At 47.1% G+C, this 18,700-nt stretch carries 21 protein-coding genes; 16 read left to right on the top strand and 5 right to left on the bottom strand.

Annotation, left to right across the window (positions count from 1 at the left end; all coding sequences use genetic code 11):
* Nucleotides 1-10: 10 nt before the first annotated feature.
* Together NC981_RS22070 and purU are read left to right on the top strand one after the other, a co-directional pair.
* On the top strand, nucleotides 11-601 hold the full coding sequence (locus NC981_RS22070) for a DUF4340 domain-containing protein (RefSeq protein WP_190376149.1): 591 nt from the start codon (nucleotides 11-13) through the stop codon (nucleotides 599-601).
* Entirely contained in the window at nucleotides 598-1,452 is an 855-nt protein-coding gene (gene purU, locus NC981_RS22065; protein ID WP_190376148.1) for a formyltetrahydrofolate deformylase, read from the top strand. Before NC981_RS22070 ends, purU begins: the two co-directional genes overlap by 4 nt.
* On the opposite strand, the gene NC981_RS22060 is transcribed toward purU, so the two are convergent.
* Nucleotides 1,417-2,832 carry an ATP-binding protein gene (locus NC981_RS22060; protein ID WP_348244871.1) on the bottom strand — a complete coding sequence of 472 codons (1,416 nt, stop codon included), beginning with the start codon at nucleotides 2,830-2,832 and terminating at the stop codon, nucleotides 1,417-1,419. The genes purU and NC981_RS22060 overlap by 36 nt on opposite strands.
* Before the next feature lie 106 nt (nucleotides 2,833-2,938).
* Between NC981_RS22060 and NC981_RS22055 the strand changes: the two genes are divergently transcribed.
* Nucleotides 2,939-3,622, top strand: a complete 684-nt coding sequence (locus tag NC981_RS22055) for a response regulator transcription factor (protein ID WP_190376146.1) — start codon at nucleotides 2,939-2,941, stop codon at nucleotides 3,620-3,622.
* A gap of 443 nt (nucleotides 3,623-4,065) precedes the next feature.
* Here NC981_RS22055 and NC981_RS22050 read toward each other — a convergent pair whose 3' ends face one another.
* Together NC981_RS22050 and NC981_RS22045 are read right to left on the bottom strand one after the other, a co-directional pair.
* Complete coding sequence (locus tag NC981_RS22050) at nucleotides 4,066-4,302, bottom strand: hypothetical protein (RefSeq protein WP_348244870.1); 237 nt, start codon at nucleotides 4,300-4,302, stop codon at nucleotides 4,066-4,068.
* A gap of 43 nt (nucleotides 4,303-4,345) precedes the next feature.
* Entirely contained in the window at nucleotides 4,346-5,506 is a 1,161-nt protein-coding gene (locus NC981_RS22045) for a DMT family transporter (RefSeq protein ID WP_348244869.1), read from the bottom strand.
* 195 nt (nucleotides 5,507-5,701) lie between these two features.
* On the opposite strand from NC981_RS22045, the gene NC981_RS22040 reads away from it, so the two are divergent.
* The 4 genes from NC981_RS22040 (at nucleotide 5,702) to NC981_RS22025 (ending at nucleotide 10,796) form a co-directional block, all read left to right on the top strand.
* The gene (locus tag NC981_RS22040) at nucleotides 5,702-8,179 is read left to right on the top strand and encodes a phosphoketolase family protein (RefSeq protein ID WP_348244868.1); all 2,478 of its coding nucleotides are present in this window, start codon (nucleotides 5,702-5,704) and stop codon (nucleotides 8,177-8,179) included.
* Nucleotides 8,180-8,477: 298 nt separating this feature from the next.
* Nucleotides 8,478-10,034 carry an ATP-binding protein gene (locus NC981_RS22035; protein WP_348244867.1) on the top strand — a complete coding sequence of 519 codons (1,557 nt, stop codon included), beginning with the start codon at nucleotides 8,478-8,480 and terminating at the stop codon, nucleotides 10,032-10,034.
* A gap of 84 nt (nucleotides 10,035-10,118) precedes the next feature.
* On the top strand, nucleotides 10,119-10,373 hold the full coding sequence (locus NC981_RS22030; protein WP_348244866.1) for a hypothetical protein: 255 nt from the start codon (nucleotides 10,119-10,121) through the stop codon (nucleotides 10,371-10,373).
* 231 nt (nucleotides 10,374-10,604) lie between these two features.
* Nucleotides 10,605-10,796, top strand: a complete 192-nt coding sequence (locus NC981_RS22025; protein WP_190376140.1) for a hypothetical protein — start codon at nucleotides 10,605-10,607, stop codon at nucleotides 10,794-10,796.
* A 4-nt stretch (nucleotides 10,797-10,800) separates the two neighbouring features.
* Here the strand turns inward: NC981_RS22025 and NC981_RS22020 are convergent, their stop codons facing one another.
* Complete coding sequence (locus tag NC981_RS22020) at nucleotides 10,801-11,388, bottom strand: Crp/Fnr family transcriptional regulator (protein WP_348244865.1); 588 nt, start codon at nucleotides 11,386-11,388, stop codon at nucleotides 10,801-10,803.
* A gap of 149 nt (nucleotides 11,389-11,537) precedes the next feature.
* Here NC981_RS22020 and NC981_RS22015 point away from each other — a divergent pair, with 149 nt between their 5' ends.
* The 8 genes from NC981_RS22015 to NC981_RS21980 are packed head-to-tail and all read left to right on the top strand — an operon-like array spanning nucleotide 11,538 to nucleotide 17,399.
* Nucleotides 11,538-11,735, top strand: coding sequence for a hypothetical protein (locus NC981_RS22015; RefSeq protein WP_348244864.1), 198 nt, complete (start codon nucleotides 11,538-11,540; stop codon nucleotides 11,733-11,735).
* Between the two features lie 26 nt (nucleotides 11,736-11,761).
* Entirely contained in the window at nucleotides 11,762-12,790 is a 1,029-nt protein-coding gene (locus NC981_RS22010) for an alcohol dehydrogenase catalytic domain-containing protein (RefSeq protein ID WP_348244863.1), read from the top strand.
* Between the two features lie 32 nt (nucleotides 12,791-12,822).
* Complete coding sequence (locus tag NC981_RS22005) at nucleotides 12,823-13,401, top strand: hypothetical protein (protein ID WP_348244862.1); 579 nt, start codon at nucleotides 12,823-12,825, stop codon at nucleotides 13,399-13,401.
* Nucleotides 13,398-14,603 (top strand): FtsW/RodA/SpoVE family cell cycle protein, encoded by a 1,206-nt coding sequence (locus NC981_RS22000; protein ID WP_190376136.1) that lies wholly within the window; start codon nucleotides 13,398-13,400, stop codon nucleotides 14,601-14,603. Before NC981_RS22005 ends, NC981_RS22000 begins: the two co-directional genes overlap by 4 nt.
* Before the next feature lie 53 nt (nucleotides 14,604-14,656).
* Nucleotides 14,657-15,388 (top strand): cytochrome c biogenesis protein CcdA, encoded by a 732-nt coding sequence (locus tag NC981_RS21995; protein ID WP_190376135.1) that lies wholly within the window; start codon nucleotides 14,657-14,659, stop codon nucleotides 15,386-15,388.
* Nucleotides 15,389-15,391: 3 nt separating this feature from the next.
* Nucleotides 15,392-16,765 (top strand): cytochrome c biogenesis protein, encoded by a 1,374-nt coding sequence (locus NC981_RS21990; protein ID WP_348244861.1) that lies wholly within the window; start codon nucleotides 15,392-15,394, stop codon nucleotides 16,763-16,765.
* Nucleotides 16,766-16,778: 13 nt separating this feature from the next.
* Entirely contained in the window at nucleotides 16,779-17,015 is a 237-nt protein-coding gene (locus NC981_RS21985; protein WP_348244860.1) for a hypothetical protein, read from the top strand.
* Nucleotides 17,016-17,399, top strand: a complete 384-nt coding sequence (locus NC981_RS21980; RefSeq protein WP_348244859.1) for a DUF2809 domain-containing protein — start codon at nucleotides 17,016-17,018, stop codon at nucleotides 17,397-17,399.
* Here NC981_RS21980 and queF read toward each other — a convergent pair.
* Complete coding sequence (gene queF, locus NC981_RS21975) at nucleotides 17,377-17,775, bottom strand: preQ(1) synthase (protein WP_348244858.1); 399 nt, start codon at nucleotides 17,773-17,775, stop codon at nucleotides 17,377-17,379. The two genes, NC981_RS21980 and queF, sit on opposite strands and share 23 nt — an antisense overlap.
* Nucleotides 17,776-17,986: 211 nt before the next feature.
* Here queF and NC981_RS21970 point away from each other — a divergent pair, with 211 nt between their 5' ends.
* Nucleotides 17,987-18,571: a hypothetical protein gene (locus NC981_RS21970; RefSeq protein WP_348244857.1), complete on the top strand. Its 585-nt coding sequence runs from the start codon at nucleotides 17,987-17,989 to the stop codon at nucleotides 18,569-18,571.
* Nucleotides 18,572-18,700: the final 129 nt, after the last annotated feature.

Raw genomic sequence — 18,700 nt, 5'->3', positions numbered from 1 at the left:
GATATCGCTTATGAAATTTCAGCGCACTTCGTTAGCTCTTGTACTTGCGGCTTTGGCGCTTGGTGGTTTTGTTTACTACACCGAGTCAAAAAAACCGGCTCAAATTGATGAAGCAAAGGCAGACGAGAAACCGCTTTTCAATTTTAAAGAACAAGAGATTCAAGCCTTCACCGTGAAAACTCCAAAACAAACATTGGAATTTGAAAAAGCACCGATCTGGACATTGAGAAAGCCAGAAGTTGCGCCCGCAAATGAAAGCTCGATCGCTTTTCTCCTCAATCTCCTCACGGCGGGGAAAAGCGATCGTACCTTTAACGTTCCTGCTGCCAGAAAATCTGAATTTGGTTTAGATCAGCCATCGGCGACGGTTGATGTTAAACTCAGCAATCAGAAAAATCATCGTTTAGTAATTGGCAAGCCAAATTTTAATCGCAATTTTCTTTATGCTTTAGTTGATCCACCTGCGGATATAAATCAAGATCTTTCGGTATTGCTAGTTCCAATTAATTTTCAAAATGCGGTTGATCGACCTTTAAGTGAATGGAAACGCGACCAACCAAAACCTTCTCCTTCAGTGACTCCAACTGCTTCTCCTCAATGAATACTCCAACTGCAACACTCTTAATTTCTTGCCCCGACCAAAAAGGTTTGGTCGCAAAGATTGCAAACTTCATTTACTCAAACGGTGGAAACATTATTCACGCAGATCAACACACTGATTTTTCTGCGGGTTTATTTCTTAATCGCATTGAATGGCAGCTTGAAGGATTTCATTTACCTCGCGAAGTGATTGAGCCAGCGTTTAGAGCCATTGCAACACCGCTGAATGCTCGCTGGCAATTACACTTCTCAGATACGGTGCCTCGAATTGCGGTTTGGGTGAGTAAACAAGACCATTGTTTATATGACTTGATTTGGCGACAGCGATCGGGAGAATTCAAAGCAGAGATTCCCGTCATTATCAGCAATCATGCAGAGCTAGGAGCGATCGCGCAGCAGTTTGATATTGACTTCCACCACATTCCCATTACAAAAGAAACAAAGCTACAGCAAGAAGCAAATCAGTTAGAGATTTTGAAGAAATATCAAATTGATTTGGTGATATTAGCGAAATATATGCAGGTTCTAAGCGCGAATTTCATCGCTAAATTTCCAAACGTGATCAATATTCACCACTCGTTTTTGCCTGCATTTGCGGGTGCAAATCCTTATCAAAGAGCCTTTGAACGCGGGGTCAAAATCATTGGTGCAACCGCGCATTACGTTACAGAAGATTTAGATGAAGGCCCAATCATCGAACAAGATGTGGTACGAGTCAGCCATCGAGATGATGTAAAAGATTTGATTCGCAAGGGCAAAGACTTAGAGCGAATTGTACTTGCAAGAGCGGTAAGATTACATCTACAAAATCGTGTTTTAGTGTATGGAAATCGAACGGTTGTTTTTGGATAGCGATCGCTCAAATCCACACCGCATAAATTCAACTGTTACAACCGTTCCCCGTTCTTTCTGGCTTTGAATGGAGATCAAACCATTTTGCAAATCAACGCATTTTTTAACTACAGATAGTCCTAATCCTGTACCTGCTGCATAATTTGAATTTTGTCCCCGATAGAACGGTTCAAATAACTTGGGTTGATCGTCCACTGGAATTCCAATTCCTTCATCTTGTACCTGAAATCGAGTGTATTCGGTTGTGCTATCTAATCTCAATAAGACTTTGCTTCCTGAATCAGAATACTTGATTGCGTTTGAGAGCAAATTGCTTAATGTTAGATAAAGCAATCTCTCATCTAAATTTGCATGAGTCACTTTCTGTTCTGTTTGAAATTCAATAATGTGACTTCCCGCAGTAGAAATCTCAAAATCTTCAACTAAATTCAGGCAAAAAGACTCTAAATCGATCGCCTCTGGATTGCATTCTAGCTTTCCACTTTCAGCCCTAGTCAGCGTTAACACATCTGTAAAAAGCTGCTTCATCGTTTGTGCAGCCGTTTGAATACGATCAAGATTTTTCAGTCTACGTTCTTCTCCCCACTTTGAATTACCCTCAATTAACAGTTGAACCGAACCTAGAATGACGCTTAACGGAGTCCGAAACTCATGCGAAACCATTGAGAAAAACCGCAATTTAAGCTCACTGACTTCTTTTTGTTGGGCAAGTTTATGCTGAAGTGTTTCTGCTTGCTGCCTTTGTATGATTTGGCTATAAAGTGCGATAAAACAGGTGAATATTGCAATAAAGCCAGAAAACGTAATCCAAAGCTCAATGAATTTCCGGTCATGAATACTTCTTCTTGTTGTTTCGACTGATTGATTGAGTTCCGCTTGCTGTTGCTGCTCTAGACCTGCGATCGCGGTTACAATTTGTGCCCGTAATCCAATACTTTGATTAGTTATCATTCTTTGGTAAAGCACCGCCTCAGTATTTCTTTGGTAAAGCGCGATCGACTCCTGCAATAGCTTAATTCTTTGTGATACTAGCTCGTAGATTTTTCCTAGCTTTTGCGATTCCTGAGAACTCGGATCAAACTGTTTCTGTAGTTGAACGAATTTATGAGGAATTTTCTGAATTGCTGATTGATACTGAATTAGCTCATCTTGATTTCCCAAATAGACATATCCGCGTCTTGCAGACTCTGCGATCGTAACTTCCACGAGAACATCGTCTAAACCCTTAATCGTTTCATAAATCTGCTGGGATTTATAACTACTCTGTGTTATCTGATAGGTATTTTGATAGGAAATGACGCTACTAAAGCAGAGTATTGCAATCAAAAATCCAAATCCTGCAATCAACCAATTTCGTTCTGGAGTGTTTAAGAAAGCCATTCTTTTATTGTCAAAAACCAAGAAAAAAATAAAGAGTTTAGAAGCAAAAAATAACTGCCTCTTGCATTCGTATTAAAGTATCGATCGATTTAGCCTTTATCCTGATATGCGAGTTCTAGTTGTTGAAGATGATCTGCATTTGGCAGAAATTCTGACGGAAGCTTTAAGCGATCGCGCCTATTCAGTGGATGTTGTTAAAGATGGCGAGTCTGCCTGGAATTGGATTTCATCGCTGTCTTACGATCTCATCGTGCTAGATGTGACGCTGCCGAAACTCGATGGAATTAGCTTATGTAAGCGCCTCCGAACTGCGGCAAACAATTCGACTACACCCGTTCTAATGCTAACTGCGCGAGATACGATCGCCGACAAAATTCTCGGACTCGATGCGGGTGCAGATGACTACATGGTAAAGCCTTTCGATCTAGAAGAACTAATGGCGCGAATCCGTGCTCTACTGCGACGAGGCACGCTAAACACTCCAACCTTGATCACTTGGGGCGAATTGCAGATTGATCCCGGAACCCATGAAGTCACTTATGCGGGTGAGTTCGTGCAGCTCACTCCGAAAGAATACGCATTATTAGAGTTATTAGCAACAAGCGGACGACGAATCTTGAGTCGATCAAACATTATCGATCGGCTCTGGTCGCTGCAAGATCCGCCGACGGAAGAAACGGTTAAGTCGCACGTCAAGGGCTTGCGGCAGAAATTAAAGATCGCAGGTGCTCCAGAAGATTTCATTGAAACCGTACACGGAGTCGGATATCGCCTCAAGCAAGCAAAATAAACTACCCGATTTCTACCCGATTTCTACCCAAAATTTCCACTCTAAGCCGTTACTCTAAGATTTAGAGAAATCTGGGAAATCTCTTTGCGTTCAAACGACGCATGGGACTTCGGTCGCTGGGAAAGGGAAACACAAGCGATTCAAACGAAAGATCGAATCGTAGTGAAGAACTAAGCCGAAGTTTCTGATCTGCTCATAGTGAGTTCTTGCGAATTCGCTATGAGCAATTTTTTTATGCGATCGTCTAGCCTTGTTAGCCGATTTCAGGTTCTTTCTTAATTTCTAGGGCATACAGAGAGCCGACTTGCAACAAGCCAGTTTCGTAGGTTCTTGTGCAGCGTTGAGTTTTGTTTGCAACGCTGCAATCCATTGACTTTAACTGGCTTTTGAAGCGTATTTGCTACGTCTTTCTGTGATCACAACCTGAACTACAACTGGGGGTTCTAGGGCGCGATCGAAGTCATCGTAATCCCCATTACGCCCCAAGCACGGAAAAACTGGCGGTAGAGTTCCTGTGCAGCTTCAGTGAGATCACCCTCTAGAGAAATTTCGCCGCCTTCGATGAAAGTGCCGCGATCGCTTTCAAAACACAATCGCTGCACTCCTGACTCATCCGTTTGAATAATTAATCTACCGTTTGCCAACACTTGTCCCGATCCACTCGACACCGAAAATCGCATCGTTTCTCTCAATCAACGCCGTTCTCATTCTACCGAGTCAGGATCAAGCGGATTTTGTCGTTTTTCTCATGCGCTCAAAACTTAATGCAGTCACCCCGATCGTCACCAGCAAAATACCGAGAATCTGCACTCCTTCCAGCGTTGCTCCAATCATCAGCGCGGCTAAAAGTGCGGTCATCACCGGCCCACTAGAGGCGACGATCGATGCCTGTGCCGCTCCCATATATCGCACCCCAAAGTTATTCGCCAAGTAACCCACCAGCGTAAACGCTCCCAAAATCAAGCCGCCTCCGAAGAAGCCCATTCTGGCATCCGGCAGCACCGAAACTCCCAGCGAGATCGGCAGCGATAAACTCACGCTCGACAATACGAGAACCGTCAGAAATTGCACCACGCTCACAGGGATGGGATGCGCTTTCCGAAAGCCAAGCTGCATCAAAATCAGATACAGCGCGAATGCAATCCCGGACAGCACCGCCACAATGATGCCCCCGCCAATTTTCGCGGCAATTAGTCTGGGAGCCGCCGCAAGAATCACGCCCATCAGGATCAGAACCATGACGGCAATCCGCAGGCGCGTTGGTCGATCGTGGAACAACCACCAAGCTAAAGGAACCGTGAACAAGGGGTACATAAATAAAATCGTCACTGCCACGCTGGGCCCGATCTGAGCGATCGCAATGTAGATCAGCACTTGTGACAGAAATAAAAACGTGCCACTGGCGACGATGTGCCACAAAGGGCGACGATCGCGGCTCAAAATCAATCGCTGTAAATCTTGCCATGCAGGAGGATAAAGCCATGCTGCAATGCCCATCATTAATGGCACTACGATCAGCATCCGCATCCAGAGAATTAAGAGCGAGTTTCCGATCGTCGGTTGGATGAATCCGCCTGCCGAGAACAAACCGAGGACATTCACACGCTGCCCGATCGTAATTCGCACAATCACGTTATGAATCGAAAGCGCAAGGGTCGAGACTAAGATTAACCAGAGTCCTAATTTTGCTTTCGATAGTTTGGGTTTGCCAACGGTTTGCAGGGACTCGCGCTGCGATCGTAACTCCGCCACATCTTTTTGCAGTTGCGCTTTTGTGGCTTGCAAGTCTTCGATTTCCTGCAAATCCAGATTTTGCTGAGATGGAGCGAGTTTTCCATTCAGTTGGCTTGATTGGGGGGCATGATCCAGTTGCTCTCGATCCATCAGACTTCACCCTTTGTTCGTCGGCAGTTGCAAACTTTTTGATTAGTGTTCCCAATGCGTCCGCATAAATCTATCTTTCCTACTTGCAAATCCCGCCCAACGAACCCTTCCTGACTGAGATTCCTTCTTTTGGAAGAGATAAAACTAATTAACATTTTCGATACTGGAGCGCGGTTTCCTTATGCAATCATCCTCATGACAGTCGCAAATTCCGCCCCAATTTCTACACCACTAAGTCCAGACGAACTACAGAAAATAAATGCTTACTGGTGTGCTGCGAACTATCTTTCGGTTGGACAAATTTATCTTAGAGACAATCCTCTACTCAAGCAGCCCTTAAAAGTTGAACATATCAAACCCCGTCTGCTGGGACATTGGGGAACGACACCAGGCTTGAATTTTATCTACGTCCATTTCAATCGGTTGATCCGCCGCTACGATCTGAATGTGATTTACATTGCTGGGCCTGGACATGGTGGGCCTGGGATGGTTGCGAATACTTATCTAGAAGGGACGTACACTGAGCTTTATCCGCACATCACCCAAGATGAAGCGGGATTAGACAACCTGTTTACGCAATTTTCTTATCCGGGTGGAATTCCGAGCCACGCTGCACCGGAAACTCCGGGATCAATCCATGAAGGGGGCGAGTTGGGTTACTCGATCGCTCATGCCTACGGAGCCGCGTTTGATAATCCAGATTTGTTCGTCTGCTGCGTGGTGGGTGATGGAGAGGCAGAAACCGGAGCCTTGGCGACCAGTTGGCACTCAAATAAGTTCATTAATCCAGCGCGGGATGGAGCAGTGCTACCAATCCTGCATCTCAATGGATATAAGATTGCGAATCCAACCGTTTTGGCGCGATTGAGCGATCGAGAACTAGAACATCTCTTTGTGGGTTACGGATATAAGCCTTACTTTGTGGAAGGGGATGATCCGGCAACCATGCACCAATTGATGGCAGGAACGCTGGATAAGATTGTTCAGGAAATTCAGGGCATTCAGCGAGAGGCGAGGACTCACGGATTTAAAGAACGTCCGCAGTTTCCCATGCTGATCCTGAGAACACCGAAAGGATGGACAGGCCCCAAAATCGTTGACGGCATTCAGATCGAAAATACGTTCCGCGCTCACCAAGTTCCGCTGTCTGAAATGGCAAGCAAGCCGGATCACCTGCGAATGCTCGAAGAATGGATGCGGAGCTACAAACCAGAAGAATTGTTTGATCAAACCGGAAGGCTGATTCCTGAATTAGCGGAACTCGCACCCAAGGGCGATCGCAGAATGGGAGCAAATCCTCACGCCAACGGTGGTGCTTTACTCAAAGCGCTCAAACTACCGGAATTCGAGAGCTTTGCGGTTCCGGTTGAATCTCCGGGGCAAGTCGAAACCGAGTCTACGCGGGTATTGGGTAAATATCTACGCGATGTGATGCGGCTCAACGAGGACACTCAAAATTTCCGCGTGATGTCCCCGGATGAGAACAATTCCAACCGCTTAAACGCGGTTTTAGAAGCTACCGATCGCATTTTCACAGGCGAAATTCTTCCAGGCGACGATCACATCTCACTCGATGGGCGCGTGATGGAAGTGCTGAGTGAACACCTTTGTCAAGGCTGGCTAGAGGGCTATTTGCTTACCGGACGGCATGGATTCTTCTCTTGTTATGAAGCTTTTATCCACATTGTTGATTCAATGTTCAATCAACACGCTAAATGGTTAGAAGCCTGTCGTCACATTCCCTGGAGACGACCGATCGCATCGCTCAACTATCTATTGACCTCTCATGTTTGGCGACAAGACCATAACGGATTCACGCACCAAGATCCCGGCTTCATTGATGTGGTGCTGAACAAAAAACCGAGTGTAACTCGTGTATATTTGCCACCGGATGCAAACACTTTGTTATCTGTTGCAGATCACTGTTTGCGGAGCCGTCACTATGTTAATGTGATCATTGCTGGAAAGCAGCCCCAATTGCAGTGGCTGGATATGAACAGTGCCATTAATCATTGCACCGCAGGGATTGGAATCTGGGACTGGGCAAGCAACGATCGAGGATCTGAACCAGATGTCGTAATGGCTTGTGCAGGGGATGTTCCCACTTTAGAAACGTTGGCTGCTGTTGATTTTCTGCGGCATTACTTCCCGGATCTGAAAATTCGCGTCGTCAATGTGGTGGACTTGATGACGCTACAACCGCAATCAGAACATCCACATGGATTGTCCGATCGTGACTTTGACTCAATCTTCACGACCAATAAGCCTGTAATCTTCGCGTTTCATGGCTATCCGTGGCTAATTCACCGTCTCACTTACCGCCGCACCAATCACCCTAATCTGCATGTGCGCGGTTACAAGGAAGAAGGCACAACGACAACTCCGTTTGATATGGTTGTGCTGAATGATTTGGATCGCTTTCATCTGGTGCAGGATGTGATCGATCGAGTTCCGAAGTTGCTCACTGTTGGCGCATATGTCAAACAAATCGCACGGGATAAACTAACGGAACACAATCGCTACATCGTGCAGCACGGGAAAGATATGCCGGAAGTAGAGGATTGGAAATGGCAATACTATAGCGGCAACAATGCTGGGAAAACTGTGATTTCTCAGACTGAAACCGGTTCAACGACTCAGGGAGACGACGACACAACGAAAGCAGGACACTAAGGATAAACACAGGGATCTCCGTTTCTTTCAAGCAGTCGGAGATCCCTAACTGCGTGTAAAAAACTTATCTCTAAATTCTTAAACTTAAGCACGACCTAACTATTTTTCAGCAAGTTTGCTCGATGCTCTGCTTGCGATCGCAAAGTCAACTGAGATATCTTAAAGAATATTCATACTTTCTCTTAATCTAAAGATCATCTTTATCACTTAGGATAGAGGTGCTTTTCACGTTTATGCGTTCCTTTACTCCGAAATCTTGTCTGCGTCTTCTCGGAAGTTTCACCCCGGCAGAGCGATCATGGAGCAGCACTGTACTATTTTGATTGTCGATCGCTCCCCCGACGATCGACAAGCCTACGAGCGGTATTTATCTCAGAGCGATGAGATCAATTACCAAGTTCTTCAGGCTGATTCTAGCTGCTCTGCGCTGAAAATTTTGCAGCACACAATTCCTCAAGTAATCTTATTCAACTCAGAGCTTGCTGACCTGACAGAGTTTGAACAATACGAGGCAGTCTTGCCGATCGTAGTGATTGTTTCTTCAACTGCAATTGCCTACGAGTTTCTGCAAGCAGGCGCAAAAGACTATATTCTCGATCGCAGTCTTACGCCGGAAGTGCTACGACATACGCTACAAAGCGCCATCCTGCGTCACCGAACTGCATTCGACAACGAGCAGCACCTAAGACAACAACTGCACTACAGCCAAATCGCGCTAAAACAAAGGGAAGATCGCCTACGCTTAGCGCTCGAATCGGCACAAATGGGGGCTTGGGAATGGGATTTAGTGACGGATCGGTTGTCCTGGTCGCCGAATTATATCGAGCTAGTTGGACTTGACTCCAATAACTGCCCGACCATGCTTCAAGACTGGGAAACGATGGTTCATCCTAGCGATCGTGCCGCAGCACAAGCAAGGTTGTCTCATGCCTTGCAGTCTGCAACAGAACTACAGAATGAATATCGCATCATCAAGCCAACTGGAGAAATTCGCTGGTTAAGCTGCAAAGGACAAATTTACCGGAACGAACAAGGTAAACCTGTGCGAATGCTAGGAATTACACAAGATATCACGCAGATAAAGCATCAAGAGTTACATCGTTCTCAATTGTTAACGCTGGAAAAAGCAGCGCGGGTCAAAGCAGAAACCGCAAACCAAGATAAAGATGAATTTCTTGCGATCGTGACGCACGAACTGAAAACCCCGCTCAACGCAATCTTAGGTTGGGCGAAAATTCTCCGTACCCGCAGGCTCGATCCCGATTCAATTGAGCGTGCTTTAGAAACGATCGAGCGCAACGCCGAAGTTCAATCTCAACTGATCGAAGATCTGCTGGATATGTCTCGAATGGTGCATGGGCGACTGACGCTCAAACTCATGGCGGTTAGTTTATATAGTGTAATTTCAGCAGCAATTGAGGGTGTGAGGCTTGCAGCAGAAGCAAAGCAGCTTTACATTGACTTTAATGCAGTGGATCTCGATGCAACAATTTCTGGCGATCCCAAACGTTTGCAGCAAATCGTGCTGAATCTGCTGACCAACTCGATTAAGTTCACGCCTGAAGGTGGAAATATCACCGTGCAACTGACTAGCAATCAATCCACGGCTCAAATCAAAGTGATTGATACTGGAATCGGGATTCACTCGGAGTTTCTGCCTTATGTATTTGATCGTTTTCGTCAGGATGCAGCCAATGCAGCTTCTGAGAAAGGATTAGGTTTGGGCTTAGCGATCGTGCGTCAACTGGTGGAACTGCACCAAGGATCAGTCACGGTAGAAAGTGCAGGTGAGAATCAAGGAACAACGTTTACCGTTTGCTTTCCGCTATGTCAGTCAATAGCAGCGATCAAGTAAGTGCTACTCCTAAACTCATCCAGTGCTTTAACGATAATAGAATAATGTTGCGGACTTCTTTGCTCTAAAGCTTGCTCTAAAGCTATGGATAATTTGCTGGCATCTGTCGATTCACAAACTGTGTTAGTTATCTCAGCGATCGTTGTAGCATTTCTACTGCTCCGACTCCTATTAAGAATTTTAAGCGGGGCCGGAGGATTGCTCCTAACAATCATTGCGATCGTTCTTGGGTTGCAGTATTTGTTTGGAATTAGTCCCGCTCAGTTGTGGCAGGAAATGCTTCACTTGCCGCAAGAGTTGCTCCGCTTGGTCGAGAGTGTTCAACTACCAGGAAGCTGAATATTATCAATAACTAACCACTTTCAATGGACTTACACTGCAATGGGCTTGTACCGCAATTTGCTAATCGCTCCTGGAACCGGATATTGCAGACAACAATTTTTAGAGTTCCACACAACTATTCGGGCTAAGTTCTGTGGTAGCGCTTCAGGAAATTGTATGTCACATCTTGTAGAGCCTCTTCGTATCAAGCTGCAAAAGTCCAATTACATCATTCATCGGTGATCTCTAATGCTTACTCGACTGTTGTCGCTGCTCGATGGTGGGCAGAAACAATCCTGGTTAAAGCTGCTGAAGTCAGACTTAGAAACGATCGCGGTTCTGTTTCTCTTGGCGCTTGGTTTCGCCACCGTAGTCGCTGTTTTTACTCCAGAACCATCTATTAACCTAGATGCTACGCGATCTGAGCAAGTTGATTCTTAGCGCTTTAAATTTCATAGTGCCAAGTTGCTTCCGGTTGTAGTAATGTCACCTGATTGGGTAGTCGTTGAACAATACCTTGTTGCTCGAATTGTTTAAGGACACGAGTAATCGTGACGCGAGTTGTTCCTAACATTTCTGCTAGGTCTTGATGGGTCAGGCGCAACTCAATCAGATGACCGTGTTGCACTTCGCGCCCAAATTTCTTTGATAGCCAAGTGAGCAGCTTTAATAGCATTTCTTCAACTCGACGATGGCTGCGAATCAGCATAAACTCTTCAGCCTGTTGGACTCGCGCTAAAAGAAAAGCAGGATCAGGACACCACTCATTGGGAGAAAGGGGTGTTACCTCTACTTCGGTTAAACACTCGATTTGATAGGGGTCGATCGCGCAGAGCAATTTCCCCACAACATCACCTGCTCCACACAATCCCAGGGTGATTGTTGAGCCATCTTCTAGCCAACTGAGTGTTCGGACGACTCCCGATTTAATTCGCCAAAGCGCCACTGGTTGAAGCGGAATAATCGATCGCCGCTTAAACGTTCGCGTTGCAGATTGGGATCGCGAAACAACAGACGGAAGAATGGAGTGCATGAGCAAACCTCGTAATTTAACGGAAGTTCTGCATCGCTAAATGAAGCGATCTACAGAGATGGCTTCATTTAAAATACAATAATCCGATTGATTTACCGTATTTAATACGCTTGATAGTAGCACGATCGGACTTTTTGTAAACCGACTCGTTGCGTTATTCGCTTGGAATTCCCGCATTTTCAAATCGACGAGTAGTTGGCGGTTTAATCAGCATTGCGTTGTTTGCCAGTTTGCTTTATCTTTGTTTGACGCTTGGTGAAAAGCTACTGGCTGCGCTGGAGGGCATTAGATTTGGGGCGCTGCATCGCCGCTTCGGATTTTTTAGTTTGGCGATCGCAGTTCAATAAATTTGTTCAAATAACCGAGGAGCGTTGTGTTAGCTGCATTACTCTATGGACAGGAAGATCTGCGATTAGAAACGGTAGAAGACCCCACACCCGCAGCCGGGGAAGTCGTGATCAAGGTCGGAGCCGCGACAACTTGCGGCACAGATTTGAAAGTCTGGCGACGCGGCGGACACGCCAAAATGCTGAACTTGCCGACGTTGTTTGGACATGAAGCTGCTGGAGAAATTGTTGCGATCGACAACTCTGTAACAAACTGGAAAATTGGCGATCGCGTCGTTGCCAACAATTCCGCGCCTTGCCTGACCTGTTTTTTCTGCAACCGCCAAGAATTCTCACTCTGTACCGATCTCAGCTTCAACAACGGTACATTCGCCCAGTATTTGAAAATTCCAAGCGCGATCGTTCAGCGCAATCTTTTATCCATTCCCGATCATCTTCCAGATGCGATCGCCGCGATGACAGAACCCCTAGCTTGTGTGCTGCATGGCGTTTCGAGATCAAACTATAAATCCGGCGATCGCGTTGTTTTACTGGGTGATGGCGCGATCGGCTTAATGTTCGTCGCGGCTATGGCTTCAAACACAGAATTTTATGTGTTTGGAGGCAACCAGCAACGATTAGAAATCGCGAAAAAATTCGGTGCGGTAGAAGCCTTTAACTACCGGCAAATTCCGGATTTGCCGCAATTGGTAAAAGAACTAACAGACGGATGGGGTGCAGATATTGTAATCGAAGCCACCGGAATTCCGAGCGTCTGGGAAACCGCGATCGCCTGCGCTCGTCCGGGCGCGACCGTCAACCTATTCGGAGGCTGTCCACGTGATACAACAATTTCCGTCAATACTGACCAACTCCACTACAATGAACTGACGCTCAAAGGAGTGTTTCATAACACGCCGGAGTTTGTCCGCTCAGCGCTCGATCTGCTTGCAAGTGAAACAATTCCGTTTGAGCTATTGATCAGCGATCGCCAACCCTTGCAAAACCTAGAGCAAGTCTTTCAGGACATGAAACAACGAAAAGTAATCAAAGTTGCAATTGAGCCAAACGGGTGAATCATAAGCCTGTCTTGTTTGGAGTAGGAGCAATGAAAAAGATTGGCTTAATCATGGGTGGACTGATGCTGATGGCGACCCCGGCACAAGCGATCCCCGGACAAACGATCGACGAAGCTGCTGTGTGGATGCAGTCGAATTCCACCATTCGCCCCAGTCAAAACGAAAAGTTTTTAGTTCGCCGCGTCAATACCGCCGCACAACAGCTAACATTTGATGCGTCGTTGTATCCACCTGGTAAAATAACTCGACTTGCACCCGGAGGGCGAATTATTCGCAGTGAAACGCTGTCGCTATTCGATATGCGAAACGGCGTGACTTTGAATCGGCTCCGGGACTCGGTGCGATTGATTTACGGATTGGAGATTGCTCAAGATTTTGCGGCAAGCACGAGCGTCAAATCTTACCCAACCGAGGCACGCATCCAAGAAGCAGTGACTCAGCAAAATTCCCAAATTGCGGCGCTGCAAGGAGAGTTAAGACAGGGAGAACGCTTTGCCTACTGGCTTGAGATTGCCCAAACCGAGAACGGCAGAGCCTACTCAGGACAATTGACGGTGTTTCTGCTGGATGATCTAGAAAAATTGCGATCGGAGTTAACAAATCGATGAACTGGCGGCACTACATTCCGTTTTTTGACACAACCGCGATGGATTGGGCAGTGACTCCCCGATTGTTGCGCTGGCTCACGTTCGTCTGGTTGTTTGTCGGGCTTGCGGTGATGTATAGTGCCTCATTTCCTGTCGGAGATGCGATCGGTGATGGGTTGCACTACTTTAAGCGGCAACTGGTCGCGATCGCGATCGGCATGATTTTGTTCAATATCCTGATTCATTCCCCACTTCGGTATATCCAGGGCATTTCGAGTTTTGCGTTTATTGGATTACTCGGCGGAATTCTGCTGACTACGATAATTGGGCGAGAAGTGAATGGCGGTCAGCGCTGGTTTGAGGTCGGCACGTTTTTGTTTCAGCCGTCAGAGTGGATTAAACCATTTCTGGTGTTACAGAGTGCGCGGATTTTTGGACAATGGGAGCGGCTGACTTGGCGAGTGCGGCTGACTTGGATCGGGCTATTTTGTTTGCTGCTAGTCGGAATTTTGCTTCAGCCGAACTTAAGCACCACCGCGCTTTGCGGCATGACGCTATGGTTGGTCGCACTTGCGGCAGGATTGCCTTACCTTTATCTGGGGGGAACCGCAGCAGCAGGTCTGACTCTGGCAGTGCTTAGTATTAGTATCCGAGAGTACCAGCGACGGCGGGTGATGTCCTTTCTCAATCCTTGGGCTGATCCCCTGCAAGATGGCTATCAATTGATTCAAAGTTTGTTAGCGGTTGGATCGGGGGGAATTACCGGATCGGGCTTTGGTTCATCGCAGCAAAAACTGTTTTACTTGCCGATTCAGTACACCGATTTTATCTTTGCGGTGTTTGCGGAGGAGTTTGGTTTAATCGGCGGTCTGTTATTGATGCTGATGTTGGCTGCATATGCAACGCTGGCATTAATTGTGGCGCGGGGTGCGAAGAATGCAATTCATCGGCTAGTGGCGATCGGGGTGATGGTGATGCTGGTGGGTCAGTCGCTCTTAAACATCGGGGTTGCGACGGGGGTACTGCCAACCACGGGATTACCGTTACCGTTCTTCAGCTATGGGATGAATTCGATGATTTCGAGTTTAGTGTGTGCAGCGTTGCTCATTCGGGTGGCGCGTGAAAGTAGCGAAGCGAGTGTGATGTCGATCGGCGAAAATTCTAAGGTGGTTTCGTTTGCTGAAGCGCGAACCCGACGAACCAAGCCCAGACCGTCTCGTTAAATCCTAGAATATTAGAAGCGCTTCAAATCGCTTCATATTCTTAGATTTGCCCTATGTTCGAGACGCTCCAAACTCAACTCTACGAACTGTCGCAGTTCGCCGATCGCTTGGTTTCAACCCAGCTTGCACATCTGACTCCCGTGAGCATTGGTGTGATTTTTGCGGCAGGATTGCTGACCAGTTTGACTCCCTGCACGTTGTCGATGCTACCGATTACGATTGGCTATATCGGCGGGTATGAGGCAAAGTCTCGCTGGCAAGCGGCAGCGCAATCCACCTGGTTTTCGTTGGGATTGGCGACCACCTTAGCAGCATTGGGAATCGGAGCGACGCTGCTCGGCAAAGTTTACGGGCAGGTGGGCGTGGGATTGCCGATCGTGGTCAGTATCGTCGCGATCTTGATGGGCTTGAATTTGCTTGAAGCGTTACCCTTTGCGATGCCGTCGATTGGAGGTACGGAATGGATTTCTCAGGAACTGCCTGCGGGGGTGCGATCATATCTTTTAGGCGTGACCTTTGGGTTAGTAGCTTCGCCTTGTAGCACTCCGGTTTTAGCGACGATTTTGACCTGGATTGCCACGACGAAAGATCCCGTGTTGGGGGGTTCACTTCTGTTGTGTTACACGGCTGGATATGTTGCACCGCTAATCTTAGCGGGAACGTTCACGGCAGCGATTAAAAAACTGTTAGAGTTGCGGCGCTGGTCGGGTTGGATTACGCCTGTGAGCGGTGCTTTATTGGTTGGATTTGGTGTGTTTTCGTTAATGTCGCGGTTTGCGCTTTAGATTATGACTCTTGCAGAATTTGTGAACGTTCCAAAACGGTATTTCAAAAAAGAATTACTTCCGGTTTTAGCAGATTTAAAGTTGGCGATCGTACTGCTATTGGCGATCGCCGTGTTCAGCATTACTGGAACTGTGATCGAACAAGGGCAGTCGATCGCATATTACCAATCTAATTATCCTGAACATCCTGCGCTGTTTGGCTTTCTAACTTGGAAAGTGTTATTAACCGCAGGGTTGGATCATGTCTATCGAACGTGGTGGTATTTAGCTTTACTGATTCTGTTTGGCGCAAGCTTAACGGCTTGTACCTTTACGCGCCAACTACCTGCGCTGCGCTGGTTTTCCCGCACTTGGAACTTCTACAGCGAGTCGCGGCAATTTCGTAAATTTGCCTTGAGCGCAGAGTTCCCCAAGGGTGACTTAGATCAAGTTTCAAAACTGCTAGCACAACGCAACTATAAGGTTTTCCGGGACGGCGAAAAGCTGTATGCGCACAAAGGACTAATCGGGCGAGTCGGGCCGATCGTCGTTCACGCTGCCATGATTCTGGTTTTGGTGGGTGGCGTAATCGGGGCAACCACGGGCTTTATGGCTCAAGAAATGGTTCCCAGTGGCGGCACGTTCAAAATCAATCACGTAGTCGATGCGGGAGTTTGGGCGGCTCCGCAAATTCCCCAGGATTGGTCAGTAAAAGTGAATCGATTTTGGATTGACTATCTGCCCACGGGTGAGATTGATCAGTTCTATTCGGATCTGTCTGTGCTGGACAAAGATGGAAAGGAAATCGATCGCAAAACCATTCACGTCAATGAGCCGATGAAGCATAACGGTGTAACGATGTATCAGGCGGACTGGTCGATCGCAGCGATTCAAGTCCGACTGAATAACAGTCCGGTGCTGCAATCTCCAATGGCAAAACTGAATGCTGTTGGTGGTCGAGTTTGGGGGACTTGGCTCCCGTTAAAACCAGACATGAGCGATGGTGTTTCTCTAGTGGCAAAAGACTTACAAGGCTTGCTGTTAATTTACGACATGGACGGTAAGCTGATTGCTACGGTGCGTAAAGGAATGGCAGTCGAGGTGAAAGGAGTACGCTTAGCGATCGTGGATCTCATCGGTAGCACTGGATTACAAATCAAAGCCGATCCGGGTATTCCGATCGTCTATCTCGGCTTCGGGCTACTGATGCTAGGCGTAATTATGAGCTATATTTCCCACTCGCAAGTTTGGGGCTTAGAGAAAGATGGCGCGATTTACATTGGCGGCAGAACCAACCGCGCCCAAGTCACGTTTGAACGGGAATTTCTGGGAATCCTGGACGCGATCGACCAAAATCAAACAGAATCGACTCCAACTAGCCAACTTGCACAAACTTAAGGAGTAAATCGCTGTGATACAAGATAGGCCTCGACTTGATCGGCTTGAAGCTGAGATCGGAAGCCAACATACTCTCAACGCTTCGCTAAGAACTTCGATCGAACTTCTCAACAATACGGTCGAATCCCAGCGTCAAGAAATCGCTGAATTGAGAGCAGCGACTGAAGCACTTTTGCAAACTGCCCAGCTTCATCAATCCAATATCAAGCTTCTTTCAACAGAATTTTGTCGCGATGGACATGGAGTATAGATGCCTTATCGCGTCTCTTTGCTGCTGACGATCGCACTCATCATTCCACTCGGTTACTTCGTGCGATTCTCGCCGCTATTTCCAGATTGGTTTAGCGATGTGTTCGGAAGTATTGCTTATCAAATCTTCTTTGCTTCACTGGTTCAATTCTGTTTTCCGAAAATATCGATCGCTAAAACCGCGATCGGCGTTTTTATTTTTGCGTGCGTGATCGAATTCTTGCAACTCTGGCAGCCTCCTTTTCTCCAAGCCATCCGCGCTACACTTCCAGGACGATTGATTCTCGGAAATACCTTTTTGTGGTCAGACTTTCCGCCCTATGCGATCGGCAGCACAGTCGGATGGCTTGGAATGCGCCAGCTTAAACGGGCTTCGTATGGCTAACTTCGACCACCGTATGCACATTCCCGCGAGGGGTGTAATCTGCTTTGACAGAGATCTCTAGCGGATCGCAGGCAGTGACGATATCATCGAGAATTTGATTCGCGGCTTCTTCGTGAGAAATGTAGCGATCGCGGTAGCTATTGATATACAGCTTGATCGCTTTGAGTTCAACCACGCGCTGATCCGGCACATAGTTCACATAAATTGTGCCGAAATCGGGATAGCCCGAAAACGGACATTTACAGGTAAATTCCGGCAGCGTAATCGAAACCGTGTAGCGTCGCCCCGGTCGCGGATTTGGAAAAGTAATCAGCTTGCCTTCTTCGATCAGGCGTTCCCCATACTTCACTTCTGGGCGTTCTTGCGCTTGTGTCATGTTGAATCTGAAAAAATAACCTGACTGATCTTAGCAACCCGATTTACACGACGATCGCCATCTGCATGAGGAACTTCTCCGTACAATCCCTGAAATTGATCCCCAAATCGGAATTTTCCTAGAAGAATCTTGACGAAAATCGCTTTGATTGCTTTAATTGCGGCTATTCTCAGGGCATTCCATTACGCTTCGACCGAAATACTTTATTGCTATGAATCCAATGCCGCAAAAAACGCCTTCCCGATCGGTGAACCTGCCCCCGCAGCCCCCGTCGGTTGGTTATTCCCCCTCCGTGCCCATCTCTGTCTATCGAGAAGTGGTTGCCGAACTCCAGGCAGCTAAAACGGAAATGGAGTCGATCAAAACTCAAAACCAGCAGTTAACCAAGCAAAATCAGCAACTGCGTCAGGAAATTGAAAAAGCCGTTCAATCGGCACTCAATCTACGCCAGTTCTCTAACTCGATCGCACCGGTCAAGCCTGTGGCACCGCCCCGGATCGATTTGACCCTCGACAGCGAACCCGTTTCATTTCAAATCCCGGTGATGCCGCCGAGAATGCTCGTAGAGCCGGAAGCTGAAGTGATCCCGCCGCACCTTGAGCTAAAACCACTGGACGACGACAAGCTGGTCATCGAGCAAGACAGCCAACCCCGGCGCAAACTCAAACTCGAAAAAGAATCAGGCATCGAGCTAAACGGCTGGATGCTCGGCGCTGTGATTTTGCTCATCGTTGTGAGTGCTTTTGGTGCAGGCTTCCTGCTGGTGCGTCCCTTACTCAATCCTTCGGCGAAGTAATTTCTTGATTCGTAACGCATTGCGATTCTGAAATTACGAATTGCAACCAGGGAATTCCGATTTTTATCGCTCCGTGCGAAACTCGGAAACAGCACTACGATCGGGCAGACTCAGTTATGAATCTGTATC

This window comes from Leptolyngbya sp. DQ-M1, assembly GCF_039962505.1.
In the GTDB taxonomy this organism is placed as follows: domain Bacteria; phylum Cyanobacteriota; class Cyanobacteriia; order Leptolyngbyales; family Leptolyngbyaceae; genus Leptolyngbya.
The sequence above is the reverse complement of the archived record's forward strand: the minus strand, read 5'-3'. Positions and strand labels throughout refer to the sequence as shown.

Excerpts from the sequence above, each read along its gene's own strand:
- NC981_RS22070 (WP_190376149.1), top strand. The coding sequence starts at position 11 with ATGAAATTTCAGCGCACTTCGTTAGCTCTTGTACTTGCGGCTTTGGCG.
- purU (WP_190376148.1), top strand. The coding sequence starts at position 598 with ATGAATACTCCAACTGCAACACTCTTAATTTCTTGCCCCGACCAAAAA.
- NC981_RS22060 (WP_348244871.1), bottom strand. The coding sequence starts at position 2,832 with ATGGCTTTCTTAAACACTCCAGAACGAAATTGGTTGATTGCAGGATTT.
- NC981_RS22055 (WP_190376146.1), top strand. The coding sequence starts at position 2,939 with ATGCGAGTTCTAGTTGTTGAAGATGATCTGCATTTGGCAGAAATTCTG.
- NC981_RS22050 (WP_348244870.1), bottom strand. The coding sequence starts at position 4,302 with ATGCGATTTTCGGTGTCGAGTGGATCGGGACAAGTGTTGGCAAACGGT.
- NC981_RS22045 (WP_348244869.1), bottom strand. The coding sequence starts at position 5,506 with ATGGATCGAGAGCAACTGGATCATGCCCCCCAATCAAGCCAACTGAAT.
- NC981_RS22040 (WP_348244868.1), top strand. The coding sequence starts at position 5,702 with ATGACAGTCGCAAATTCCGCCCCAATTTCTACACCACTAAGTCCAGAC.
- NC981_RS22035 (WP_348244867.1), top strand. The coding sequence starts at position 8,478 with ATGGAGCAGCACTGTACTATTTTGATTGTCGATCGCTCCCCCGACGAT.
- NC981_RS22030 (WP_348244866.1), top strand. The coding sequence starts at position 10,119 with ATGGATAATTTGCTGGCATCTGTCGATTCACAAACTGTGTTAGTTATC.
- NC981_RS22025 (WP_190376140.1), top strand. The coding sequence starts at position 10,605 with ATGCTTACTCGACTGTTGTCGCTGCTCGATGGTGGGCAGAAACAATCC.
- NC981_RS22020 (WP_348244865.1), bottom strand. The coding sequence starts at position 11,388 with ATGCACTCCATTCTTCCGTCTGTTGTTTCGCGATCCCAATCTGCAACG.
- NC981_RS22005 (WP_348244862.1), top strand. The coding sequence starts at position 12,823 with ATGAAAAAGATTGGCTTAATCATGGGTGGACTGATGCTGATGGCGACC.
- NC981_RS22000 (WP_190376136.1), top strand. The coding sequence starts at position 13,398 with ATGAACTGGCGGCACTACATTCCGTTTTTTGACACAACCGCGATGGAT.
- NC981_RS21995 (WP_190376135.1), top strand. The coding sequence starts at position 14,657 with ATGTTCGAGACGCTCCAAACTCAACTCTACGAACTGTCGCAGTTCGCC.
- NC981_RS21990 (WP_348244861.1), top strand. The coding sequence starts at position 15,392 with ATGACTCTTGCAGAATTTGTGAACGTTCCAAAACGGTATTTCAAAAAA.
- NC981_RS21980 (WP_348244859.1), top strand. The coding sequence starts at position 17,016 with ATGCCTTATCGCGTCTCTTTGCTGCTGACGATCGCACTCATCATTCCA.
- queF (WP_348244858.1), bottom strand. The coding sequence starts at position 17,775 with ATGACACAAGCGCAAGAACGCCCAGAAGTGAAGTATGGGGAACGCCTG.
- NC981_RS21970 (WP_348244857.1), top strand. The coding sequence starts at position 17,987 with ATGAATCCAATGCCGCAAAAAACGCCTTCCCGATCGGTGAACCTGCCC.